At 67.9% G+C, this 18,698-nt stretch carries 18 protein-coding genes and 1 tRNA gene; 7 read left to right on the top strand and 12 right to left on the bottom strand.

The annotated features are described in order from the left end of the window. Positions 1–25: 25 nt before the first annotated feature. From FHS55_RS10045 to FHS55_RS10020, 6 genes are all read right to left on the bottom strand, one after another. Positions 26–775 carry an SDR family oxidoreductase gene (locus tag FHS55_RS10045; protein ID WP_183189582.1) on the bottom strand — a complete coding sequence of 250 codons (750 nt, stop codon included), beginning with the start codon at positions 773–775 and terminating at the stop codon, positions 26–28. 325 nt (positions 776–1,100) lie between these two features. Further along, positions 1,101–1,847, bottom strand: a complete 747-nt coding sequence (locus FHS55_RS10040) for a proteasome-type protease (RefSeq protein ID WP_183189581.1) — start codon at positions 1,845–1,847, stop codon at positions 1,101–1,103. A gap of 92 nt (positions 1,848–1,939) precedes the next feature. Beyond that, positions 1,940–2,776, bottom strand: a complete 837-nt coding sequence (locus tag FHS55_RS10035; RefSeq protein ID WP_183189580.1) for a transglutaminase family protein — start codon at positions 2,774–2,776, stop codon at positions 1,940–1,942. Positions 2,777–2,852: 76 nt separating this feature from the next. Then, the gene (locus FHS55_RS10030) at positions 2,853–3,797 is read right to left on the bottom strand and encodes an alpha-E domain-containing protein (RefSeq protein WP_183189579.1); all 945 of its coding nucleotides are present in this window, start codon (positions 3,795–3,797) and stop codon (positions 2,853–2,855) included. Positions 3,798–3,813: 16 nt separating this feature from the next. After that, positions 3,814–4,437, bottom strand: a complete 624-nt coding sequence (locus tag FHS55_RS10025) for a LysE family translocator (protein WP_183189578.1) — start codon at positions 4,435–4,437, stop codon at positions 3,814–3,816. Positions 4,438–4,485: 48 nt separating this feature from the next. Further along, positions 4,486–5,907, bottom strand: coding sequence for a circularly permuted type 2 ATP-grasp protein (locus tag FHS55_RS10020; protein ID WP_183189577.1), 1,422 nt, complete (start codon positions 5,905–5,907; stop codon positions 4,486–4,488). Positions 5,908–6,118: 211 nt separating this feature from the next. On the opposite strand from FHS55_RS10020, the gene FHS55_RS10015 reads away from it, so the two are divergent. The 6 genes from FHS55_RS10015 to FHS55_RS09990 all read left to right on the top strand — a co-directional run bounded on the left by FHS55_RS10015 (position 6,119) and on the right by FHS55_RS09990 (position 10,432). Beyond that, positions 6,119–6,862: a competence/damage-inducible protein A gene (locus FHS55_RS10015; protein WP_183189576.1), complete on the top strand. Its 744-nt coding sequence runs from the start codon at positions 6,119–6,121 to the stop codon at positions 6,860–6,862. Between the two features lie 235 nt (positions 6,863–7,097). Continuing rightward, positions 7,098–7,604, top strand: coding sequence for a xanthine phosphoribosyltransferase (gpt, locus tag FHS55_RS10010; RefSeq protein ID WP_183189575.1), 507 nt, complete (start codon positions 7,098–7,100; stop codon positions 7,602–7,604). Between the two features lie 35 nt (positions 7,605–7,639). After that, positions 7,640–8,032, top strand: coding sequence for a hypothetical protein (locus FHS55_RS10005; protein ID WP_183189574.1), 393 nt, complete (start codon positions 7,640–7,642; stop codon positions 8,030–8,032). Positions 8,033–8,115: 83 nt separating this feature from the next. Continuing rightward, a complete protein-coding gene (locus FHS55_RS10000; RefSeq protein ID WP_183189573.1) occupies positions 8,116–8,526 on the top strand; it encodes a DoxX family protein in 411 nt (136 codons plus the stop codon). 25 nt (positions 8,527–8,551) lie between these two features. Beyond that, the gene (locus FHS55_RS09995; RefSeq protein WP_183189572.1) at positions 8,552–10,246 is read left to right on the top strand and encodes a formate--tetrahydrofolate ligase; all 1,695 of its coding nucleotides are present in this window, start codon (positions 8,552–8,554) and stop codon (positions 10,244–10,246) included. A 99-nt stretch (positions 10,247–10,345) separates the two neighbouring features. Further along, a tRNA-Leu gene (locus tag FHS55_RS09990) sits at positions 10,346–10,432 on the top strand. Positions 10,433–10,513: 81 nt separating this feature from the next. On the opposite strand, the gene FHS55_RS09985 is transcribed toward FHS55_RS09990, so the two are convergent. The 6 genes from FHS55_RS09985 to FHS55_RS09960 all read right to left on the bottom strand — a co-directional run bounded on the left by FHS55_RS09985 (position 10,514) and on the right by FHS55_RS09960 (position 17,665). Continuing rightward, complete coding sequence (locus FHS55_RS09985; RefSeq protein WP_183189571.1) at positions 10,514–11,647, bottom strand: amidohydrolase family protein; 1,134 nt, start codon at positions 11,645–11,647, stop codon at positions 10,514–10,516. 13 nt (positions 11,648–11,660) lie between these two features. Next, on the bottom strand, positions 11,661–12,971 hold the full coding sequence (locus FHS55_RS09980) for a type I glutamate--ammonia ligase (RefSeq protein ID WP_183189570.1): 1,311 nt from the start codon (positions 12,969–12,971) through the stop codon (positions 11,661–11,663). A 79-nt stretch (positions 12,972–13,050) separates the two neighbouring features. Then, on the bottom strand, positions 13,051–13,932 hold the full coding sequence (locus FHS55_RS09975) for a branched-chain amino acid ABC transporter permease (RefSeq protein ID WP_183189569.1): 882 nt from the start codon (positions 13,930–13,932) through the stop codon (positions 13,051–13,053). Positions 13,933–13,935: 3 nt separating this feature from the next. Beyond that, complete coding sequence (locus tag FHS55_RS09970; RefSeq protein ID WP_183189568.1) at positions 13,936–14,640, bottom strand: ABC transporter ATP-binding protein; 705 nt, start codon at positions 14,638–14,640, stop codon at positions 13,936–13,938. A gap of 1 nt (position 14,641) precedes the next feature. Beyond that, positions 14,642–15,814, bottom strand: coding sequence for an ABC transporter substrate-binding protein (locus FHS55_RS09965; RefSeq protein WP_183189567.1), 1,173 nt, complete (start codon positions 15,812–15,814; stop codon positions 14,642–14,644). A gap of 21 nt (positions 15,815–15,835) precedes the next feature. Beyond that, positions 15,836–17,665 (bottom strand): branched-chain amino acid ABC transporter ATP-binding protein/permease, encoded by a 1,830-nt coding sequence (locus FHS55_RS09960; RefSeq protein WP_246340018.1) that lies wholly within the window; start codon positions 17,663–17,665, stop codon positions 15,836–15,838. A 121-nt stretch (positions 17,666–17,786) separates the two neighbouring features. Between FHS55_RS09960 and FHS55_RS09955 the strand changes: the two genes are divergently transcribed. Continuing rightward, complete coding sequence (locus FHS55_RS09955) at positions 17,787–18,680, top strand: MurR/RpiR family transcriptional regulator (RefSeq protein ID WP_183189566.1); 894 nt, start codon at positions 17,787–17,789, stop codon at positions 18,678–18,680. The last annotated feature ends 18 nt before the right edge of the window (positions 18,681–18,698 follow it).

The following is an 18,698-nucleotide window of genomic DNA, read 5'->3' as shown; positions in this document are numbered from 1 at the left end:
CGCGCCGCCGCGGCGTGGCGGGGGCTCAGCCCCGGCCGACGAAGGGCGCGTTGGTCGCCATGATCGTCATGGTCAGCACATTCGCGTCGAGCGGCAGCCCCGCCATATAGGCCACCGCGCGGCCGGCATGGGCGGGGTCGAAGGTCGGCTCGACCATGATCTGGCCATTGGGCTGGATGATCCCGCTCTTCATCTTCGCCGCCATGTCGGTATCGGCATTGCCGATATCGATCTGCCCGCAGGCGATATTGTGCGCCCGGCCCTCGAGCGCCACCTGCTTGGTCAGGCCGCTGATGGCGTGCTTGGTCGCCGTATAGGGCGCGGTGAACGGGCGCGGGGCATGCGCGGAGATCGAGCCATTGTTGATGATGCGCCCGCCCTTGGGATCCTGCGCCTTCATCAGCCGGATGGCGGCCTGCGTGCACAGAAAGACGCCGGTGAGGTTCACGTTCACCACGTGATGCCAGTCGCTGAGCGGAATGTCCTCGATCGGCGCCCCGGGGGACCAGCCGCCGGCATTGTTGAACAGCAGGTCGAGCCGGCCGAACTGCGCGGCCACCGTCTCGAACAGCGTGGCGACGGACGGAGGATCGGCGACGTCGGCGGTCACGACATGGCCCTTGTCGCCGAGTTCGGCGGCGACCGCGTCGAGCGGCTCGCGGCGGCGGCCGGTGAGCACAAGGGTAAAGCCGGCCTCGCCCAGCGCGAGGGCGGCGGCCTTGCCGATGCCGGTGCCGGCGCCGGTGACGAGGGCGATGCGGTTGCTGGCGTTCATGGTCTTCCTCCGGAGGGCGGTGAAGATGAACCAGCCGGGCCGGCCGGGCAAGGCATCGCCCGGCCGAGATCCGGGTGAGAGCTTCTTAACTCGCCAAGGAACCACCAAGTCGTTCTGGCGTTATCAAGGCGAAGGTGAGGCTACAGACACAGGAGGAAGCACCCATGCCGGCTATTGTTATGTGGCTTATCGGTATTCCGATTCCGATCATCATCGTGCTCTATCTGCTGACCTGACGATCGACGATGTCGGTCCGAAGCCGAAGCCCGAAAGAGGCCATGAACCGGCCGCGCGCCACGCGCGGACGGTTCATTTGCTTGTGGGCTTAGCGCGAAGGGCCATAGGGCGGGCGCGGGATCGAGTTGTGGGCTGCACGCAGCGCTGCCGACCAGCGCTCGCGCAGGTCGTGGAAATACGGTTCGCCCGGCTCCACGCGGTAGTTCAGCTCGGCTTCCGAGGCATCGCGTCGCGCGATCAGCACATCCAGCGGCATGCCGACGCCGAGATTCGAGCGCATGGTCGAATCCATCGAGATCAGTCCCGATTTCAGCGCGTCATACAGATCGGTATTGTAGGTGATCGAGCGATCCAGCACCGGCTTGCCGTATTTGTGCTCGCCGATCTGCAGGAAGGGCGTGTCCGAGGTGCACTCGATGAAATTGCCGGCGGCATAGATCATGAACAGCCGCAGCCGTCCGCCGTTCACCTGCCCGCCGAACAGGAAGGAGACGTCGAACCGCACGTCGGCTTCCTTCAGCCCCTCGCCATAGAGGTGATAGACGTGGCGCACGGCGCGCCCGACCAGCTGGGTCGCGCGGAACATGCTGGTGCAGCCGGTCAGCGTGTCCTTCTCGCCGGTCTCGGGATTGTCGAGCCCCTCCTGAAGCGTGGAGATGACAGCCTGCGAGATCGACAGGTTACCCGCCGTCGCCAGCCCCATCACATGACGGCCGGGCTCTTCGAAGACGTGGAGCTTGCGGAAGGTCGAGATATTGTCGAGGCCGGCATTGGTACGCGTGTCCGCGACCATGACCAGACCGTCACGCACCAGAATTCCGCAACAATAGGTCATGAAAGGCACTTCCCCCTGGTCCGCGCTCCGTCTGGAACACGTCTGCACCCGTTGCGCCCTTATAGCGGTGCGCTTTTGCGACCGGCAACCATTCAGCCCTGAATTTGTCGGCTGGATTGGTCGACGTTCAGGGCGACGGCGAGGCTTTCCTCGCCCCCGCCATAGCGATTGCCGCGAACCGGTGCGGCGCCGAGATAGTCGAGCCCGACGGCGAGGCGGATATAGGCTTCGGTCGGACACTGGCGGTTTGTCGGATCGAAGCCGACCCATCCCAGCCCCTCGATATGCGCCTCGGCCCAGCCATGGCCGGCCTGCTGGCCGCTGGTCGGCACCGAGGTGCCGGCATCGCCGACGAGATAACCGCTGACATAGCGGGCGGGAATGCCGAGATGGCGCGCCGCGGCGATGAAGATATGCGCGTAGTCCTGACACACGCCGCGCTTCAGCGCGAAGGCCTCGGCGGCCGAGGTGCCGGCATTGGTCGGGTCGGTGTCAAAGGTCATGGTCGCGGCGATGGCGTCCATCAGGAGATGCAGCCGGGCAATGCGGTCGCCTTCGCCAACGGTTTTATCCAGCGCGAAGCTGCGCAGCGCCTCGTCACAGCCGGTGAGATCGGTCTGGCGCATGAATAGCGAGGGCGGGAAGCGCTCCTTGGTGCCGCGCACCACGCCGTCGGTCTCCTGCGTCTCCACCTCGCCGTCCACCTGCACGCGCAGCTGCGACAGCGGCCCTTCCAGCGCGAAGGTGTGGGTGAGGTTGCCGAACGCATCCTCGTGGGTGCGCAGGCGGCAGCTCTCCGACACCTCGATACGCCAGGCAACGACATACTGACCGTCATGGTTGCGCGGCGTCAGGCGCAGGGTCTGGATCGCACCATTGGCCGGCGGCTCGTAGGTGTAGGTCGTGGCGTGGTTCACATGAATGCGCATGACGCGAAGGCCAGGTCTGGTTTGGGCAGGAACTGGGTTGGGCCGTATCGGGGTCGGGTCGGTTCGGGACTGCCGTTCAGAGCAGGTATTGTTCGGTAACGAAGGAGCCGAGGCGATTGTTCTCGACGACGAAGCCGTCAATGAATTCATGCAGGCCGGTCTGGAAGATATCATCCATGCGGCTGTTGCCGAGCCGCGTCAGCGTGTTACGGGCAAGGCGCTGCGAGGAGCCCTGACGGCCGTAGTAGGCGGCGATATCGTCGAGATAGCGGGTGATGTTCTGGTAGCAGCTGGTCAGCGAACGCGGCATCTGCGCGTTGAGGATCAGGAGGTCCGCGACCAGCCACGGCTTCACGCTCTCGCGATAGACCCAGTGGAACGAGGTCAGCGCCGAGACGGAGCGCAGGATCGAGGCCCACTGGAAATAGTCGAGCGGTCCGCCGATGTGCTCGGAGTCCGGCAGCAGCACATGGTATTTCACGTCCAGGATGCGCGCCGTGTTGTCGGCCCGCTCCACATACATGCCCACGCGCGAGAACCAGAAGGCATCGTTGCGCAGCATGGTGCGGTAGGCGGCACCGTCGAAGCGCAGCGAGGTTTCCTTCACGAAGGAGAGGAAGCGCGCCAGCTCCTCGCGCGTCATGTTCTTGGTGGAATAGCGCTTCAGTTCCAGCCAGGCGGAGTTGATGGTCTCCCACATCTCGATGGTCAGCGCCGTGCGCACCGAGCGCGCATTGGTGCGGGCGATCTCGAAGCAGTTGCGGATCGAGGAGGGGTTCTCCGGCGCGAAGGCGAGGAAGTTGATGACGTTCTGCTCGGTCGCCTCCTCGCCGTGCACCTGCTTGAACAGGTCGGCGCAGCCCGCCGTGAGCAGCGCCGAGCGCCACTCGTTGGTGGAGCCACCATAGGCGGCTGGAAGCTGCGCGAGGCGCTGGGTGACGTCGAGGATACGCGCGAGGCAATCCGCGCGCTCCATGTAGCGGGCCAGCCAGTAGAGATTGTCTGCAGTGCGTGAAAGCATGGGGACCGCGTTCGTTCTATTTGGCGTTACGCCAGGCGAGCGTGGCCACGCCCGCCCCGATCAGAAGGGTGCCGCCGACCCGGTTGATGGCGGCGACGATGTGCGAATTGCCGATCGCCCCGCGCAGCCGGCCGGCAATGAGCGCGTAGCCGAAGGCGTTGGTGGCGGCGAGGACCAGGAAGGTGGTCTCGAAGATGACCAACTGCGTCAGGAAGTCCCGGCCGGGATCGAGGAATTGCGGCAGGAAGGCCACGAAGAAGGTGATGCTCTTGGGATTAAGCGCCGTGACGATCCACGCATGCAGCAGCATGCCGAGCGACGAGCCGCCGGTGCGCGCCTCGCTGACGAGCGGGGTGCCACCGGCACGCCACAGCTTGATGCCGAGCCAGATGAGATAGGCCGCGCCGATCCATTTCAGCCCGGTGAACAGCAGGGCGGAGGTGGCGAGCAGCGCGCCGAGGCCGAGCATGGAGAGCGTCATGGCGGTGAAGTCGCCCAGCGCCACGCCGGCTGCGACCGGCAGCGCCACGCGGCGTCCCTGACCGAGCGCATAGGAGACGACCAGCAGGATGGTCGGCCCGGGAATGACCAGCAGCACCGCCGACGCGGCGACGAAGGCCAGCCATGTTTCAATCGGCATTGTTTCGCTCCCCGTTCCTGTTCACGCCCGTCGTCGTTCCGATAGCGATCAGCTCTCCTCCAGCACCCATGTGTCCTTGGTTCCGCCACCCTGGCTGGAATTGACAACCAGCGAGCCGGCCTCCAGCGCCACGCGGGTCAGCCCGCCCGGCACGATGCGCACGCGGTCGGAGCCGGTGAGCACGAAGGGGCGCAGGTCCACATGGCGCGGCGCGATGCCTTCATCGACGAAGGTCGGGCAGGTGGACAGCGCCAGTGTCGGCTGGGCGATGAAATTCGTCGGATCCTGCTTGAGCTTGGCGCGGAACAGCTCGATCTGCGCCTTGTCCGCGCGCGGGCCGATCAGCATGCCGTAGCCGCCCGAGCCGTGCACCTCCTTCACCACGAGTTCGTTCAGGTGGTCGAGCACGTATTTCAGGTGGTCCGCCTCGCGGCAGCGCCAGGTCGGCACGTTCTTCAGAAGCGGCTCCTCGCCGAGATAGAAGCGGATGATGTCGGGCATGTAGCTGTAGACCGCCTTGTCGTCGGCAACCCCGGTGCCGACCGCGTTGGTCAGCGTGACGTTGCCGGCATTATAGGCGCTCATCAGCCCGGGCACGCCCAGCGCGCTGTCCGGCCGGAAGGCGAGGGGGTCGAGGAAATCGTCGTCGAGACGGCGATAGATCACGTCGACGCGCTTGGGCCCCTCGGTGGTGCGCATGTAGACGACGTCATTGCGGATGAACAGGTCGCGCCCTTCTACCAGCTCGACGCCGAGCTTGTCGGCGAGGAAGGAGTGCTCGTAATAGGCCGAATTGAAGATGCCGGGCGTGAGCACGACCACGACCGGATCATTGTTCGCGGTCACCGGGGCGAGCGATTTCAGCGTGGCCAGCAGTTCGTCCGTGTAGTTCTCGACCGGCGCGACGCGGTTCTCGGCGAACAACTCGGGAAACAGCCGCATCATGATCTCGCGGTTCTCCAGCATGTAGGAGACGCCGGAGGGCGTGCGGGCATTGTCCTCGAGCACGTAGAACGTCTCGGAATCCACCCGCACCACGTCGATGCCGGCAATATGGACATAAAGGTCGTGCGGCACCTTCTGGCCGTTCATCTCCGGGCGGAACACCGGGTTCTGGTAGACCAGATCCTCCGGCACGATGCCCGCCTTCAGGATGTCGCGCTTGGAATAGACGTCCTTGATGTAGAGGTTCAGCGCCTTGGTGCGCTGCTCCAGCCCCTTGGACAGCCGCCCCCATTCGCCACCGGTGAGGATGCGCGGGATGATGTCGAAGGGAATCAGGCGCTCCTGGGCATCGCTGTCGCCATAGACGGCGAAGGTGATGCCGATGCGCCGGAATATGAATTCGGCCTCCTTGCGGCGGAAGTCGAGCACCTCGGGTGGAACGCCGTTCAACCACTTGGCGAGGGCGGTGTAAGCGGCACGGATGGAACCGTCCGCGTTTGTCATCTCGTCGAAGGCGACGCTCATCGGTGCAAATCTACTCCCCAACTCTCCCAAGTTAGCTACAAACGCCGGGCGAGCGGAAGAGGTGGAAGAATCCAGAGCGGGATAATCAGCGGAATATTCGCAGATTGCCCATTTCTGAGGCTTCCTGCCCTTGCTTGCGGCGGGCGCTGCGGTCATTTGCGGCGAAACAGGGCAACGCGCCGCGAGGCGCCGAAGGCAGGAGAAGATTCGCATGGTCGGGACGGCTGAGCCGGTGACCGCAGGCATCCTCGTCATCGGTGACGAGATCCTCTCGGGGCGGACCAAAGACAAGAACATCGGCTACATCGCCGAATATCTCACCGGCCTCGGCATCGAGCTGCGCGAAGTGCGGGTCGTGTCGGACGTGGAGGAGGAGATCGTCGCGGCGCTCAACGCGCTGCGCGCCCGCTTCACCTACGTGTTCACCACCGGCGGCATCGGCCCGACCCATGACGACATCACCGCCGATGCGGTGGCCAAGGCGTTCGGCGTCGGCATCGATGTCGATCCGCGCGCCCGTGCCATGCTGCTGGAATACATCAAGCCGGAGGACCTGAACGAGGCGCGCCTGCGCATGGCGCGCATTCCCGCCGGCGCCGAGCTGGTCGCCAACCCGGTGTCGAAGGCGCCGGGTTTCTGGATCGGCAACGTCATCGTGATGGCCGGCGTGCCGACCATCATGCAGGCCATGCTGGACGAGGTGGCGCCCAAGCTGCGCACCGGCGTCAAGGTTCTCTCGGAGACGGTGCGGGCGGATGCGCGCGAGGGCGACATTGGCGGGCCGCTGCGGCTTATCGCGCAGGCACATCCCGACGTGACGATCGGCTCCTATCCCTTCATGGGCGAGGATGGCCGCCCCAATTCCAATCTCGTGGTGCGCTCGCGCGATGCCGGCAAGCTGGCAGAGGCGGTGGCGGCGGTGCGCGCCATGGTCGAGACCGTGCGCCGACCCTGAGGATCTCCCGATATCGTCCGATGGGGCGCGCACGAATGCGCTCGCTTCGCCGTCGCGGCACGGGCCCTTGCGCCGCGGGTGGGCCCGCCTCGCCGCCTCGCCCGCGCGAGAGCGAGGCGGCGAGGCGGGCTTTTCAACATGGACGAGCTGGGTATTTCGCTCGCGGCCTCTGGAGAAGCGCGAAGGCTGCGGCTATTGATCTGGCACGTGCCGTTCGCCTGTCGAGGTTTCCTTCATGTCCGACGACCGCCAAGCCAAGGCTTTCCCCGTCTCGTGGGACCAGTTCCACCGGGATGCGCGGGCGCTTGCCTGGCGGCTGGCGGCGGCGGGGCCGTTCGTGGGCATTGTCTGCATCACCCGCGGCGGGCTGGTGCCGGCCGCCATCGTGGCGCGCGAACTCGGCCTGCGCCTCATCGAAACGGTATGCATCGCCAGCTATCACGACTACAAGACCCAGGGTGACATGGAGGTCCTGAAGCCGATCGCCGAGCGGGTGACGGGTGCGGCCGGGCCGAACGGGCAGGGGCTTCTGGTCATCGACGACCTTGTCGACACGGGTTCGACCGCGCGCATGGTGCGCGAGATGCTGCCCAAGGCGCATTTCGCCACCGTCTATGCCAAGCCGCTCGGCCGGGTGCTCATCGACACGTTTGTCACCGAGGTGAGCCAGGATACGTGGATCTATTTCCCGTGGGACATGGGGCTGAGCTTCCAGCCCCCGATACGCGACGGCGTCGCCTGACGCCGCCCGATAACGCCTTGCAAGGAAACGCCATCATGGCAGAGTGGGACGACCTTCCCGACGACGAGAACGAGGATGGCTACGAGGAGGCGTATGAGACGCATCGCTCGGGCCTGTACGACATGATCGTCGCCTATGCCGACGAGCACGAGCTGGGCGACGGCTTCCTCGCCGACATCGTCGCCGATCTCGGCCTGTCGCTGCGCATGGTGGCCTATGCCGCCGAGACGGAGAAGCCGTCCATTGGCGGCCTGAGGCTCGACCTCGACCGCTTCGTGCGCGAGCTCGGCGACAGCGTGCGCGAAGCCAAGAAGCAGGCGCCCGACTTCATCGCCGAGGCGAAGGCCGCGCGCGAGGAAGAAGGAGCCGAGGGCGACGAGGGCGACGACGAGGCGGACACCGAAGCGGTGGACGATACCCGCCAGTAAACCGGTTGCATCGCGGGGGTCACTCGCCTTCACCGGGCGGTTGCGCTATGGCAGAAACGGCTCTTCCCCAGAGGAAATCACCGATGACCCCCGCGATCATTTCCGCCATCCTGCGCGCGCCCGCCACCGCCTTCGTGGCGCGCCTGCTGCTGGTTTTCATGTTTCTCGGCAGTGCCATCAGCAAGCTGGTCGACTTTCCCGGCGCGCAGACGGAGATGGCCTTTTTCGGGCTCAACCCGCCCTGGCTCTTCGCCGCGCTCACCATCTTTACCCAGATCGTCGGCGGGTTACTGATCCTGCTCAACCGGGCGACCTGGCTCGGCGCCGGGGCACTGGCGATCTTCACCCTCCTGACCATTCCGATCGCCCATCATTTCTGGAACATGGAGGGCCCGATGGCGCAGTTGGAATTCTATGTCGCCGTCGAGCATTTCTCGGTCGTCGGCGGCATGCTGCTGGTCGCCATCCTGGCGGAGCGCACGCGCGCCGCCTGACGGGCCCGAACAAACGGATGCCGCAATGAACAGCGCCGTGCGCACGATCGATCCCACCAGCGATGCGGCCATCGCCGCCAGCGTCGCGCCGCGCCCGATCGAGGAGATCGGCGCCCGGCTCGGCGTGCCCGCCGAAGCCCTGTTCCGCTATGGGCATGACAAGGCCAAGATCGCGCTCCCCTTCGCCCGGACAGCGGAGGCGAAGGCGGATGGCAGGCTGGTGCTCGTCACCGCTATCAACCCGACCCCGGCGGGCGAGGGCAAGACCACCACCACGATCGGCCTCGGCGATGCGCTGGCGCATGCCGGCAAGCGCGTCGCCATCGCGCTGCGCGAGCCGAGCCTCGGCCCGGTCTTCGGCTCCAAGGGTGGCGCCACCGGCGGGGGGCACGCGCAGATCATTCCCATGCAGGACATCAACCTGCATTTCACCGGTGATTTCCACGCCATCAGCGCGGCGCACAATCTGCTCGCGGCGGCGATCGACAATCACGTCTACTGGGGCAACGAACTCGGCATCGACACGCGGCGCATCAACTGGCGGCGCGTGGTCGACCTCAACGACCGGGCGCTGCGCAGCGTCGTGGTCGGGCTCGGGGGCCCAGGCAACGGCTTCCCGCGCGAGGACGGCTTCGACATCACCGTCGCCTCCGAGGTGATGGCGATCTTCTGCCTCGCCCGCTCGCTGGACGACCTGGAGGAGCGGCTGGGTCGCATGGTGGTGGCGCAGACCCGCACCCGCCAGCCGGTGACCGCCGCGCAGCTGAAGGTGACGGGGGCGATGACCGCCCTGCTGCGCGACGCCTTCCAGCCCAATCTCGTGCAGACGCTGGAGGGAACCCCGGCGCTGGTGCATGGCGGTCCCTTCGCCAACATCGCCCATGGCTGCAATTCGGTGATGGCCACGCGCACCGCGCTCGGCCTCGCCGATTACGTGGTGACCGAGGCCGGCTTCGGCGCCGATCTCGGGGCGGAGAAGTTCCTCGACATCAAGTGCCGGCAGGCGGGGCTGGCGCCTTCCGTGGTCGTCATCGTGGCCACGGTGCGCGCGCTGAAGATGCATGGCGGCGTGGCGCAGAAGGACCTCGGGCCGGAAAACGTCGCGGCGGTGACGCTGGGCGCGGCCAATCTGGTGCGACACATCGAGAATATCGGCCAGTTCGGCGTGCCGGCGGTGGTGGCGATCAACCGCTTCACCAGCGACACATCGGCGGAGGTCGCCGCCATCGAGGCTGCTTGCGCCGGCGTTGGCGCGCGGGTTCACCTGTGCACCCACTGGGCGGATGGCTCGGCGGGTGCGCTGTCGCTGGCGCAGGACGTGGTCCAGCTCGCCGACGCTCCGTCCGCGTTCCGCCCGCTCTATGCGAGCAACCTGCCGCTGGTCGAGAAGATCGACACCGTGGCGAAGAAGATCTACCGCGCCGGCTCGGTGGCGATCGAGCCCGGCGCGCTGAAGAAGCTGGGCGAGTTCGAGGCGCTGGGCTTCGGTGATCTGCCGGTGTGCATGGCCAAGACGCAGTACAGCTTCTCCGCCGATCCCAGTCGCCGCGGCGCGCCGGAAGGCTTCGTCCTGCCGGTGCGCGACGTGCGGCTCTCCGCCGGCGCGGGCTTCGTCGTGGTGCTGTGCGGCGAGGTGATGACCATGCCGGGCCTGCCCTCGCGCCCGGCGGCGGAGAACATCTTCGTCGACGAGACCGGCTTCATCGGCGGGGTGTTCTAGAACCGTATCGGTCGATCCGCCTCCAGACTATGGATAGACCACGCGCCGGGTATCGGTGGACGACAAGGAGACGACCCGCGCAAGACTGGCGCGGGCCGGGCGGACGTGGCGAAACTGGTAGACGCACGAGACTTAAAATCTTGCGCCTTCATAGGCTTACGGGTTCGAGTCCCGTCGTCCGCACCACTGTCTTCTCATCAGACTTCTGCTGCTGACTCCCCCCTTGGACCCGGGCGCATCGCGGGCGCCCGGGTTCGTCACCGGTCCTCACACCGGGTAGATTCGCCGGGCGTTCTCGGAGGCGATGGCGCGGGCGATGGATTCGGCTTTCTTCACCGTGATTTCGCCGCGCGTGATCCAGTCATGCAGCACGCTGGCGAGGGCGTTGCGGAAGACCCGCGCGCCGAGGAAGTGCAGCTCGGCGAGGCCGAAGGCGTCGGAGGAATAGAGCTGCTTGTAGAACGGCGTCAGCTCCATGATCTCCGCCAGCACGCGCGGGGCGGAGGGGCCGGTGAAATTCTGGATCACGCCGATATCGACATAGACGTTGGCAAACACTTCGGCGAGGAACGCCGCCTCGCGCAGGAAGGGGTAGCAGTGCAGCAAGGTGATCGGCACGTCCCACTTTTCCATCTGGGCGATGAAGGGGGTGAAGACGGTCGGGTCGCATTTCGGCATGAGGATATCGGCATCGCCGAAGCCGACATGCAGCTGCAGCGGATAGCGGTGGGTGCGGCACAGCTCGCCGGCGCGGAACAGCGCGTGGCGGATGAGGACCGGATCCTCCAGCCGCCGGCTGCTGCCATCGGCGAGCGCCTTGAGCCACGCATCGCCGGCGCGGTCTACCTCGGCGACGCCGGGCGGGGTCTGATCGATGTCGAAGGTCGTGCGGTAGGCCACGATGGACTTGAGGCCGACCGCGCCTTTCGCCCGCTCCTCCAGCCGGGCGTCGAAGCCCTTGCGCAGCGCCGCGCCGTCCGCGGGGCCGAGGCGCGCCACCTCTTCCATGATCGCCTCGATGCGCACCACCTCGCGCGCATCGAGGCCGGTCGCGTGGGTCATGCCCTCCGGCGTGAGGATGGCGTCGGAGCGGTGGCCCGTGTCGATGAGCAGGTTGGAAACGCCGGTCGAGCCGACCAGGCGGCGCGTCACTTCGTCTGGCGCCAGCTTGAGGCGGGTCGCGACATAATCCTCCGGCTCGGCGTGCGGCGGCAGGCCGAGCACGGGTGCGCACCAGCGCAGCAGCACGGCGCCGAGCGGTTTGTCGAACTGGGTGCAGCCGGCCACCGGCTTGTGCCCCTCGCTCATCAGCGCCTCGAAGGCCGGGCGGTCGAGCGGCCGGGTGACCACGCCGTGGCAGTGGTGGTCGATGAGGGAAAGGCTGTCGATGTAGCTCTGCACGGCGGAGGTCCTTTCAGTAGGCCGACTTGTAGCGGGCGAACAAAGCCGCCTCGTCGAGTTCGCGGGCGCTCGCGCATTCCCACAGCTTGAGGTCGCGATAGACCCCGTACATCGTCGGCGAGAACCAGCCACGCGCGATCTCGTCCGCCTCCAGCGCGGCCAGCGCGGCTTCCAGCGAGGTCGGCAGCGTCACGATGCCGAGCGCCTCGCGTTCCTCGACGGTGAGATCGGCGGGGTCGCGGTCGATGGCCGGCGGCAGCGGCAGTTCGCGGCGGATGCCGTCGAGCCCGGCCAGTACCAGCGCGCCGAGCGTGAGATAGGGCGAGGCGCAGGCATCGGCAGGACGGTACTCGACATTATAGGCGCGATGCCGCTTGGCCTGATGGGGCGAGGCGGAGGGCGTGACGCGCAGCGCCGCCTCGCGGTTCTGCAGGCCGATGGCGCGGAAGCCGCAGCTCCAGGCATGCGGCGTCAGGCGATAATAGGAGACCGGGGTCGGCGCGCTGATCGCCACGAGCGCGTCGAGATGGGCGAGAATTCCGGCGCAGAACCGCGCCATCACGGGGGAGAGGCCGAGCGTGCCACCGGGATCATGCGTGACGTTGGCGCCGGCGGCATCGACCAGGCTGAAATGGATATGCGCGCCATTGCCCACCGCGCGGCGTGCCGGTTTGGGCGTGAAGCTCACCCGCGCCCCGTGCTCGGCGGCGACCGCGCGGATGATCTCGCGGGCGATCAGCGCGGCATCGGCCGCGGCCACGCCGAGCGAGGGTGCGCAGCTGATCTCATATTGCGAGGCGCCGTATTCCGGCTCCAGGCTCTCGGGCACCACGCCGGCGGCGCGCAGCGCGGCGCCGCAATCCTGCAGGAACAGGTTGGCGCGCCGGGCGGCGGCGAAGGTGAAGCCGCGCTCCACCGGGGTCTCGGCCTCCAGAGTGAATTCGTGCTCGAAGCTGGCCGCCAGCGTCAAGCCGGTCTCGGCCTTGAGCGCGTCGAGCGCGCGGGCATAGAAGGTGCGGGTGCAGCAGTCCCAGTCCTCCGTCACCGAGCGCTTGGAATAGCAGATCGCCGCGTTCCAGCTCTCGCCCGTCACTTCACCCTCGAAGCTGAAGGCGGCGGCGGGGTCGGGGATCTGGCGCACCTCGTCCATCGGTCCCCACGGGTTGTCGACGATGGAGTCGAAGGCGGTCAGCGCCTGCCCGGCGCAGGCCCAGCCGAGGCCGGTTTCCTCCTTGCCGGCGAGGTCCGCGGTCGGCACGCCGCGCGTGCGCGTGACGCCCACGAGGTCGCTCCACAGGAGGTAGGTGATCGGCTCCCTTGCCATCGCGGCAATCCTTGGTCGGTGAGTGAAAGGGTGGGGCAAGGCCGGCGAAGCCGGCCCGTATCGGTTTGGCGGGCGGCGCTCAGCTCCGCGCGGTGTCGACGGCGGGAATTAGGCCATTGGGCCGCACCAGAAGCACGACGATGATGCCCGAGAGCACCAGCGCATCGCGATAGGGCGCCAGGGAGGGCGGCAGCAGCGCCTGCAGCGCCACCTCCATGACGCCAAGCAGCATGCCGCCCGCCACCGCGCCGGAGAGGCTGCCGAGCCCGCCGATGACGGTGGCGATGAACGCCTTGAGCACCGGCACGAAGCCCATCATCGGATCGACCGAGGCGCGCTGCGCGATCCACAGCAGCGAGGCGATGCCGGCGAGTACGCCCGAGAGCAGGAAGGCGACGGCGATCACCCGGTTGGCGGAAATGCCGACGAGCCGCAGCGTGTTGAAATCCTGCGCCGCCGCGCGCATCGCCGCGCCCATCACGGTGCGCCGCAGGAAGAGTTCGAGCCCCAGGAGCGCGAGCGCCGAGACGGCGATGGACATCAGCGGACCGACGCCGATGGTGAAGGAGCCGATGGGCACCACGCCGGCCATCCAGTCCGGCATGGCGATCGGCTTGCCGCGCGCCGAGATGGCGTTCTGGAATACGACCTTCAGCAGGTTCGACACGGCGAACGAGGTGAGCAGCAGGCTGGTCACGCTGGCTCCCCGCATGGGGCGGAATGCCACCCGCTCCATCGCCACCGCCGCCAGCGCGCCGGCCGCCACGGCGGTGACGGCGGCCGGCAGCAGCGGCATGCCCATCATGAGCGCCGCGAGCAGGGCATAGCCGGAGAGGGTCATCAGCTCGCCATGGGCGAAGTTGATCAGCCCGGTGATGGAGAACACGATGGCGAGGCCGAGCGCCAGCAGGGCATAGATGCCCCCGAGGCTGATGGCGTTGATGACTTGCTGCAGCAGCATGGCTCACTGTCCCAGATAGGCGTGGCGCACGAGTTCTGAGGCGGCCACGTCCGGCGCCGGGCCGGAGAGCACCACCCGGCCGGTGGCGAGCACCACGGCGCTGTCGGCGAGATCGAGCGCGAGCGCCACGTTCTGTTCGACCAGCAGCATGGTGAGCCCCGAGGCTTTCAGCGCGGCGAGCAGGTCGAACACGTCGTCCACCACCTTGGGCGCGAGGCCGAGCGAGGGCTCGTCGATCATCAGCAGTTTCGGCCGGGCCATCAGCGCGCGGGCGATGGCCAGCATCTGTTGCTGGCCGCCCGAGAGCGTGCCGGCGCGCGAGCGGTAGAACTGTCGCAGCACCGGGAACAGGCCGAGCATTTCCTCGGCGCGGACCGCGCGCGCGGCCCGGTCGAGATGCATCGCGCCGCCCAGCGTCAGGTTCTCGGCGACGGTGAGGGCCGCGAAGACGCGCCGGCCTTCCGGCACCAGCGCGATGCCCAGCCGCGAGCGCTGCTCCGGCGGCAGGCGGGTGATGTCCCGCCCGCCGAACCGCACGCTGCCGCGGGCCGGCGTCACCACCCCGCTGATGGCGGCGAGCGTCGAGCTCTTGCCGGCGCCATTGGCGCCGATGAGCGCGAGCACGCCGCCCTCGGGCAGCGCGAGGTCGAGATGCTCGACCGCGACCGCCTCGCCATACCGGACCTGGAGCGCGCCGACGTCGAGCATGTCAGTGCGCCGGAGCCGGCACGTCGGCGGCCGCCGGGGTCTGCGTGGCGATGAAGACCGGCTTGCCGTCCTTGTATTCGATCAGCGACACTGCCCGCACCGGCATGCCGTTGGTCCCGGCATAGGTGATGGTGCCGGTGACGATCGGCAGCTTGTCGAGCCCGGCAATGGCATCGCGCAGCTTGACCGGGTCGGTCGAGCCGGCAGCCTTCACGGCGGCGTCGAGGATGAGGCCGATCTCGTAGCCATTGGCTTCATAGGCCGATTCCGCGGCATGGCCGGTGGTGGTCTCGAAGCGCTTGTTGAAGGCCTCCAGCGCCCCACCCGGGGTGGGGTAGCCGGCGGCGGAGTAGACCGTGCCGTCGACCAGCTTGCCGAGCCCCTGCACCGTGCCCGTGCCGATGGCGTCGGCGCCATAGACCGTGGTGGTCACGCCCGCCGCGCGCAGCTGCTGGATGAAGGCGGGAAAATCCGGCTCATAGGCGGCGGTCATGATCAGGTCGGGCTGCTCGGGCAGCGCCTTGATCGCCGTGACGATGGCGGAAAAGTCCGGCTGGCCCATGGTGAAGGAGCCGGTGCCGAGAATGGTGCCCCCCTTCTTCTTGAACACTTCGGCGAAATATTCCGGCAGCTGGGCAGTGTAGCTCGAATCCGGCGAGACCAGCAGATAGGCCTTGCGGAAGCCCTTGGCATAGGCGTGGTCGGCGATGACGGTGGCCTGAAGATTGTCGCCGGGATAGGTGCCGAACAGGTTGTCGCCCACCGCGGTGGCCAGCACCGGCGCGGTGCCGCAGAAGGTTAGCGTCGGGATGCGCTTGGCCACGGTGATCTGCCCGGCCGCGATGGTGGCGTCGGCATCGCAGGGGGTGAGGATGATCGAGGCGCCCGCATCGACCAGTTCCTGCACGGCGGTGATGGTCGCGGCGGTGTCGGTGCGGGTGTCCTTGATGGCGAGCTTGGCGGTGTATTTTCCGCCCAGCCCGCCCTTGGCGTTCAGCTCGTCGATCGCCATGCGGAAGCCGGCGAGCGAGGGCTGGTCATAGGGCGCGAGGCCGCCGGTTTGGGCGGTGGCGACGCCGATGAGGATGTCTTCGGCATAGCTCGGCACGGCGAGCCCGCAGGTGACGGCGGCACTGAGAACGAGGCGTCCGATGGTGGGATGCGAGAGCAGCATGAACGGTTCTCCGGAAGGTGATTATTGTGTTTGTTCGCTCAGCCGCGCGAGGGCGCGGGCACTGGAGCGGCTGCCGAGATAGGCCTCGACGACCCTGGGATCGGCGCGGACCGCCGCCGGCGGGCCTTCGGTGATCAGCCGGCCATGGTCGAGCACGGCGACACGGTCGCACAGGCGCATGACGAGGCCGAGATCGTGCTCGATCAGCACGATGCCGAGGCCGCGCTCGCGCTTCACCTGCGCCAGGATGACCATCAGCGCGTCGGTCTCCACCGGGTTCATGCCGGCGGCCGGCTCGTCCAGCAGCAGGAAGGACGGGCGCGTCACCAGCGCGCGGGCGATCTCCAGCCGCCGCCGCTCGCCATAGGGCAGGGTGCCGGCCAGCCGGTCGGCGCGCTCGGCAAGGCCGAGCCGGGCGAGTTCGCGCCGGGCGGCGCGCTCGGCGGCGAGGGCGTCCGGCTCGATGCGCTCGGCCGCCGTCATCACGTTTTCCAGCACGCTCATGTGCGGGAAGACGCGGATGTTCTGGAAGGTGCGGGCGATGCCGGTGCGCGCCACGCGGAAAGCGGGCAGGCCGGCGAGCGGAGCGCCATCCACATAGACCCCGCCCGAACTTGGTGCGGCTTGTCCCGCGATGAGGTTGATGAGCGTGGTCTTGCCCGCGCCATTGGGGCCGATAATGCCGGTGACCTGGCCGGTGGGCAGGGCGAGGGTGACGTCCGCGACGGCGGCGACGCCGGCATAGCGCTTGCCCACGCCCCGCGTGCTCAGCATCGCGGCGGCGGGACGGCCCTCCGGCTCGGGCGCGGGGGCGGGCGGGCGCAGGCGGACGAGCCGGCGCAGCAGTTCCATCTCATGCCCGCCGCTCAGCCCTTCCGGGCGGCGCCAGATCACCAGCAGCATGGCGAGCGCCAGCACCGCCTCGGTGAAGCCGAACACCGGCGGCACGTCGACGCCGAGGAACGAGCCGCCCTCTTCCAGTCTCCGGGCGACCTCGATCAGCAGCGTCGTCGCGCCGACCCCGACCAGCGCGCCGAGGCTGGAATGAAGCCCGCCCACGATGAGCATCGCCAGTGTCTCGAAAGCGAGGTCGAAATAGAAATCCTGCGGCTTGAAGGCGCCGATATACTGCGCGGTGAGGCCGCCGGCGAGCATCGCGCCGACGACGCTGAGCGTCCAGCTGGCCAGCACGCCGTGGCGCCGGTCGATGCCGATGGCGGCGGCGCCCACCGCGTCGTCGGCGCTGGCGCGGGTCATGCGCCCGGTCCGCGTGTCGCGGAACAGGCGGGCCAGGATGAGCGCGATCGCCGCTGCCGCCGTCGCGGTGGCCAGCCCGACGCCGCGCGGCACGCCATAGAAGGGCTGGCTGCCGCGGGTGATCTCGCGCGCGCCGACCAGCACGGTCACGATGATCACCAGAAGCGCCAGTGTGGCGATGGACGCGCTGGAGGCGGTGAGGCGCATGAGCACGGCGCCGGTGGCGAGGCCCAGCACCACGGCGATCCCCGCGGCCACCAGCAGCGCGGTGCCGAGCGAGAGCTGGTAGCCGGCGAGCAGCGCCGGCAGGTTCTTCAGCGCGGTGGCTTGGATCGCCGCCGGCATGGTGAGCACGCCCACCACATAGGCGCCGATCCCGGCAAAGCCGGCATGGCCGAACGAAACGATGCCGGTATTGCCGGAAAACAGCTGCAGCGACACCACGGAGACGAGCAGCAGGCCGGCATGGGTGGCCACGCGCTGCGCCCCGGCGCTGCCGAAGGCGGCGATCAGACCGGCCACCACGGCGACGGCCAGCGCCATCGCCGCCGCGTCGACCAAGGCCACCTTCATTCCGGACGACAAACCGCGCATTGCGAACTCCCAGCGGGTCCCGGGTGGTAATAGTGAGGGCGTGGTCGGTTATGTCAATATCATTTCGTAATTGACCAAAATCGACGCATATGTGAGAAAAATAACATCAGGAGGAGCCGCGATGCGCGTTCGCGACAAGCTGACCGACGGCCTGCCGGCGCCGACGCCCGCGGAGGCGAAGATCGTGCAGCTGCTGCTCGCCGACTATCCCTTGAGCGGGCTCGGCACCGCCGCGCAGATCGCCAAGCGGGCAGGGGTGAGCGACCCCACGGTGGCGCGTCTCGTCGCCAAGCTCGGCTATGCCAGCTTCGCCGATTTCCAGGCCGAGCTGCTGGCGGAGCTGGAGGCGCGGCTGCATTCGCCGCTGCTGATGATGGAGGCGCGCCGCGTTCCCGCTGGCGACGATCATGTGGCCCGGGCCTATATCCGCTCGGCGACCCGGCGCATGGCCGATTTCTCCGACAAGGTGACGCCCGCCATCTTCGACCAGGTCGAGGAGCTGGTGATGGAGGCGCCGGGCCGCGTCTATCTGCTCGGCGGGCGCTTCAGCCGGCACCTGGCCGGCATGCTGGCGGGCTATCTCGGCCAGTTCCGCGAAGGGGTGGCCGATCTCGGTCTGTGCTCCTCCGAGACCTTCGACCGGCTGGTCGACATGGGCCGGCGCGATGTGCTGATCGTGTTCGACTACCGCCGCTACCAGTCGGACGTGGTGCGGTTCAGCGAGCAGGCGGCCGAGCGCGGCGTGCGGCTGGTGCTGTTCACCGATCCCTGGCTTTCGCCGGTGGCGGCGGGGGCGCTGCATGTGCTGGTGGCGCCGGTGGAGGTGGAATCGCCCTACGACACCTTCCTGCCCCCGCTCGCCCAGGTGGAGGCGCTGTGCACGCTCATCGTCGCGCGACGGCAGGAGCGGATCGAGAAGCGGGTAGTGGAATTCGAGAATGCCCGCGAGGCGAATGGCGTCACCATGAGCGGCGCCACCATGAGCGGCGCGGCGACGAAGGACCGCAATTCATGACGGACGGGCCGGTGAGCG

This window comes from Ancylobacter tetraedralis, assembly GCF_014195655.1.
Lineage (GTDB): Bacteria > Pseudomonadota > Alphaproteobacteria > Rhizobiales > Xanthobacteraceae > Ancylobacter > Ancylobacter tetraedralis.
The sequence above is the reverse complement of the archived record's forward strand: the minus strand, read 5'-3'. Positions and strand labels throughout refer to the sequence as shown.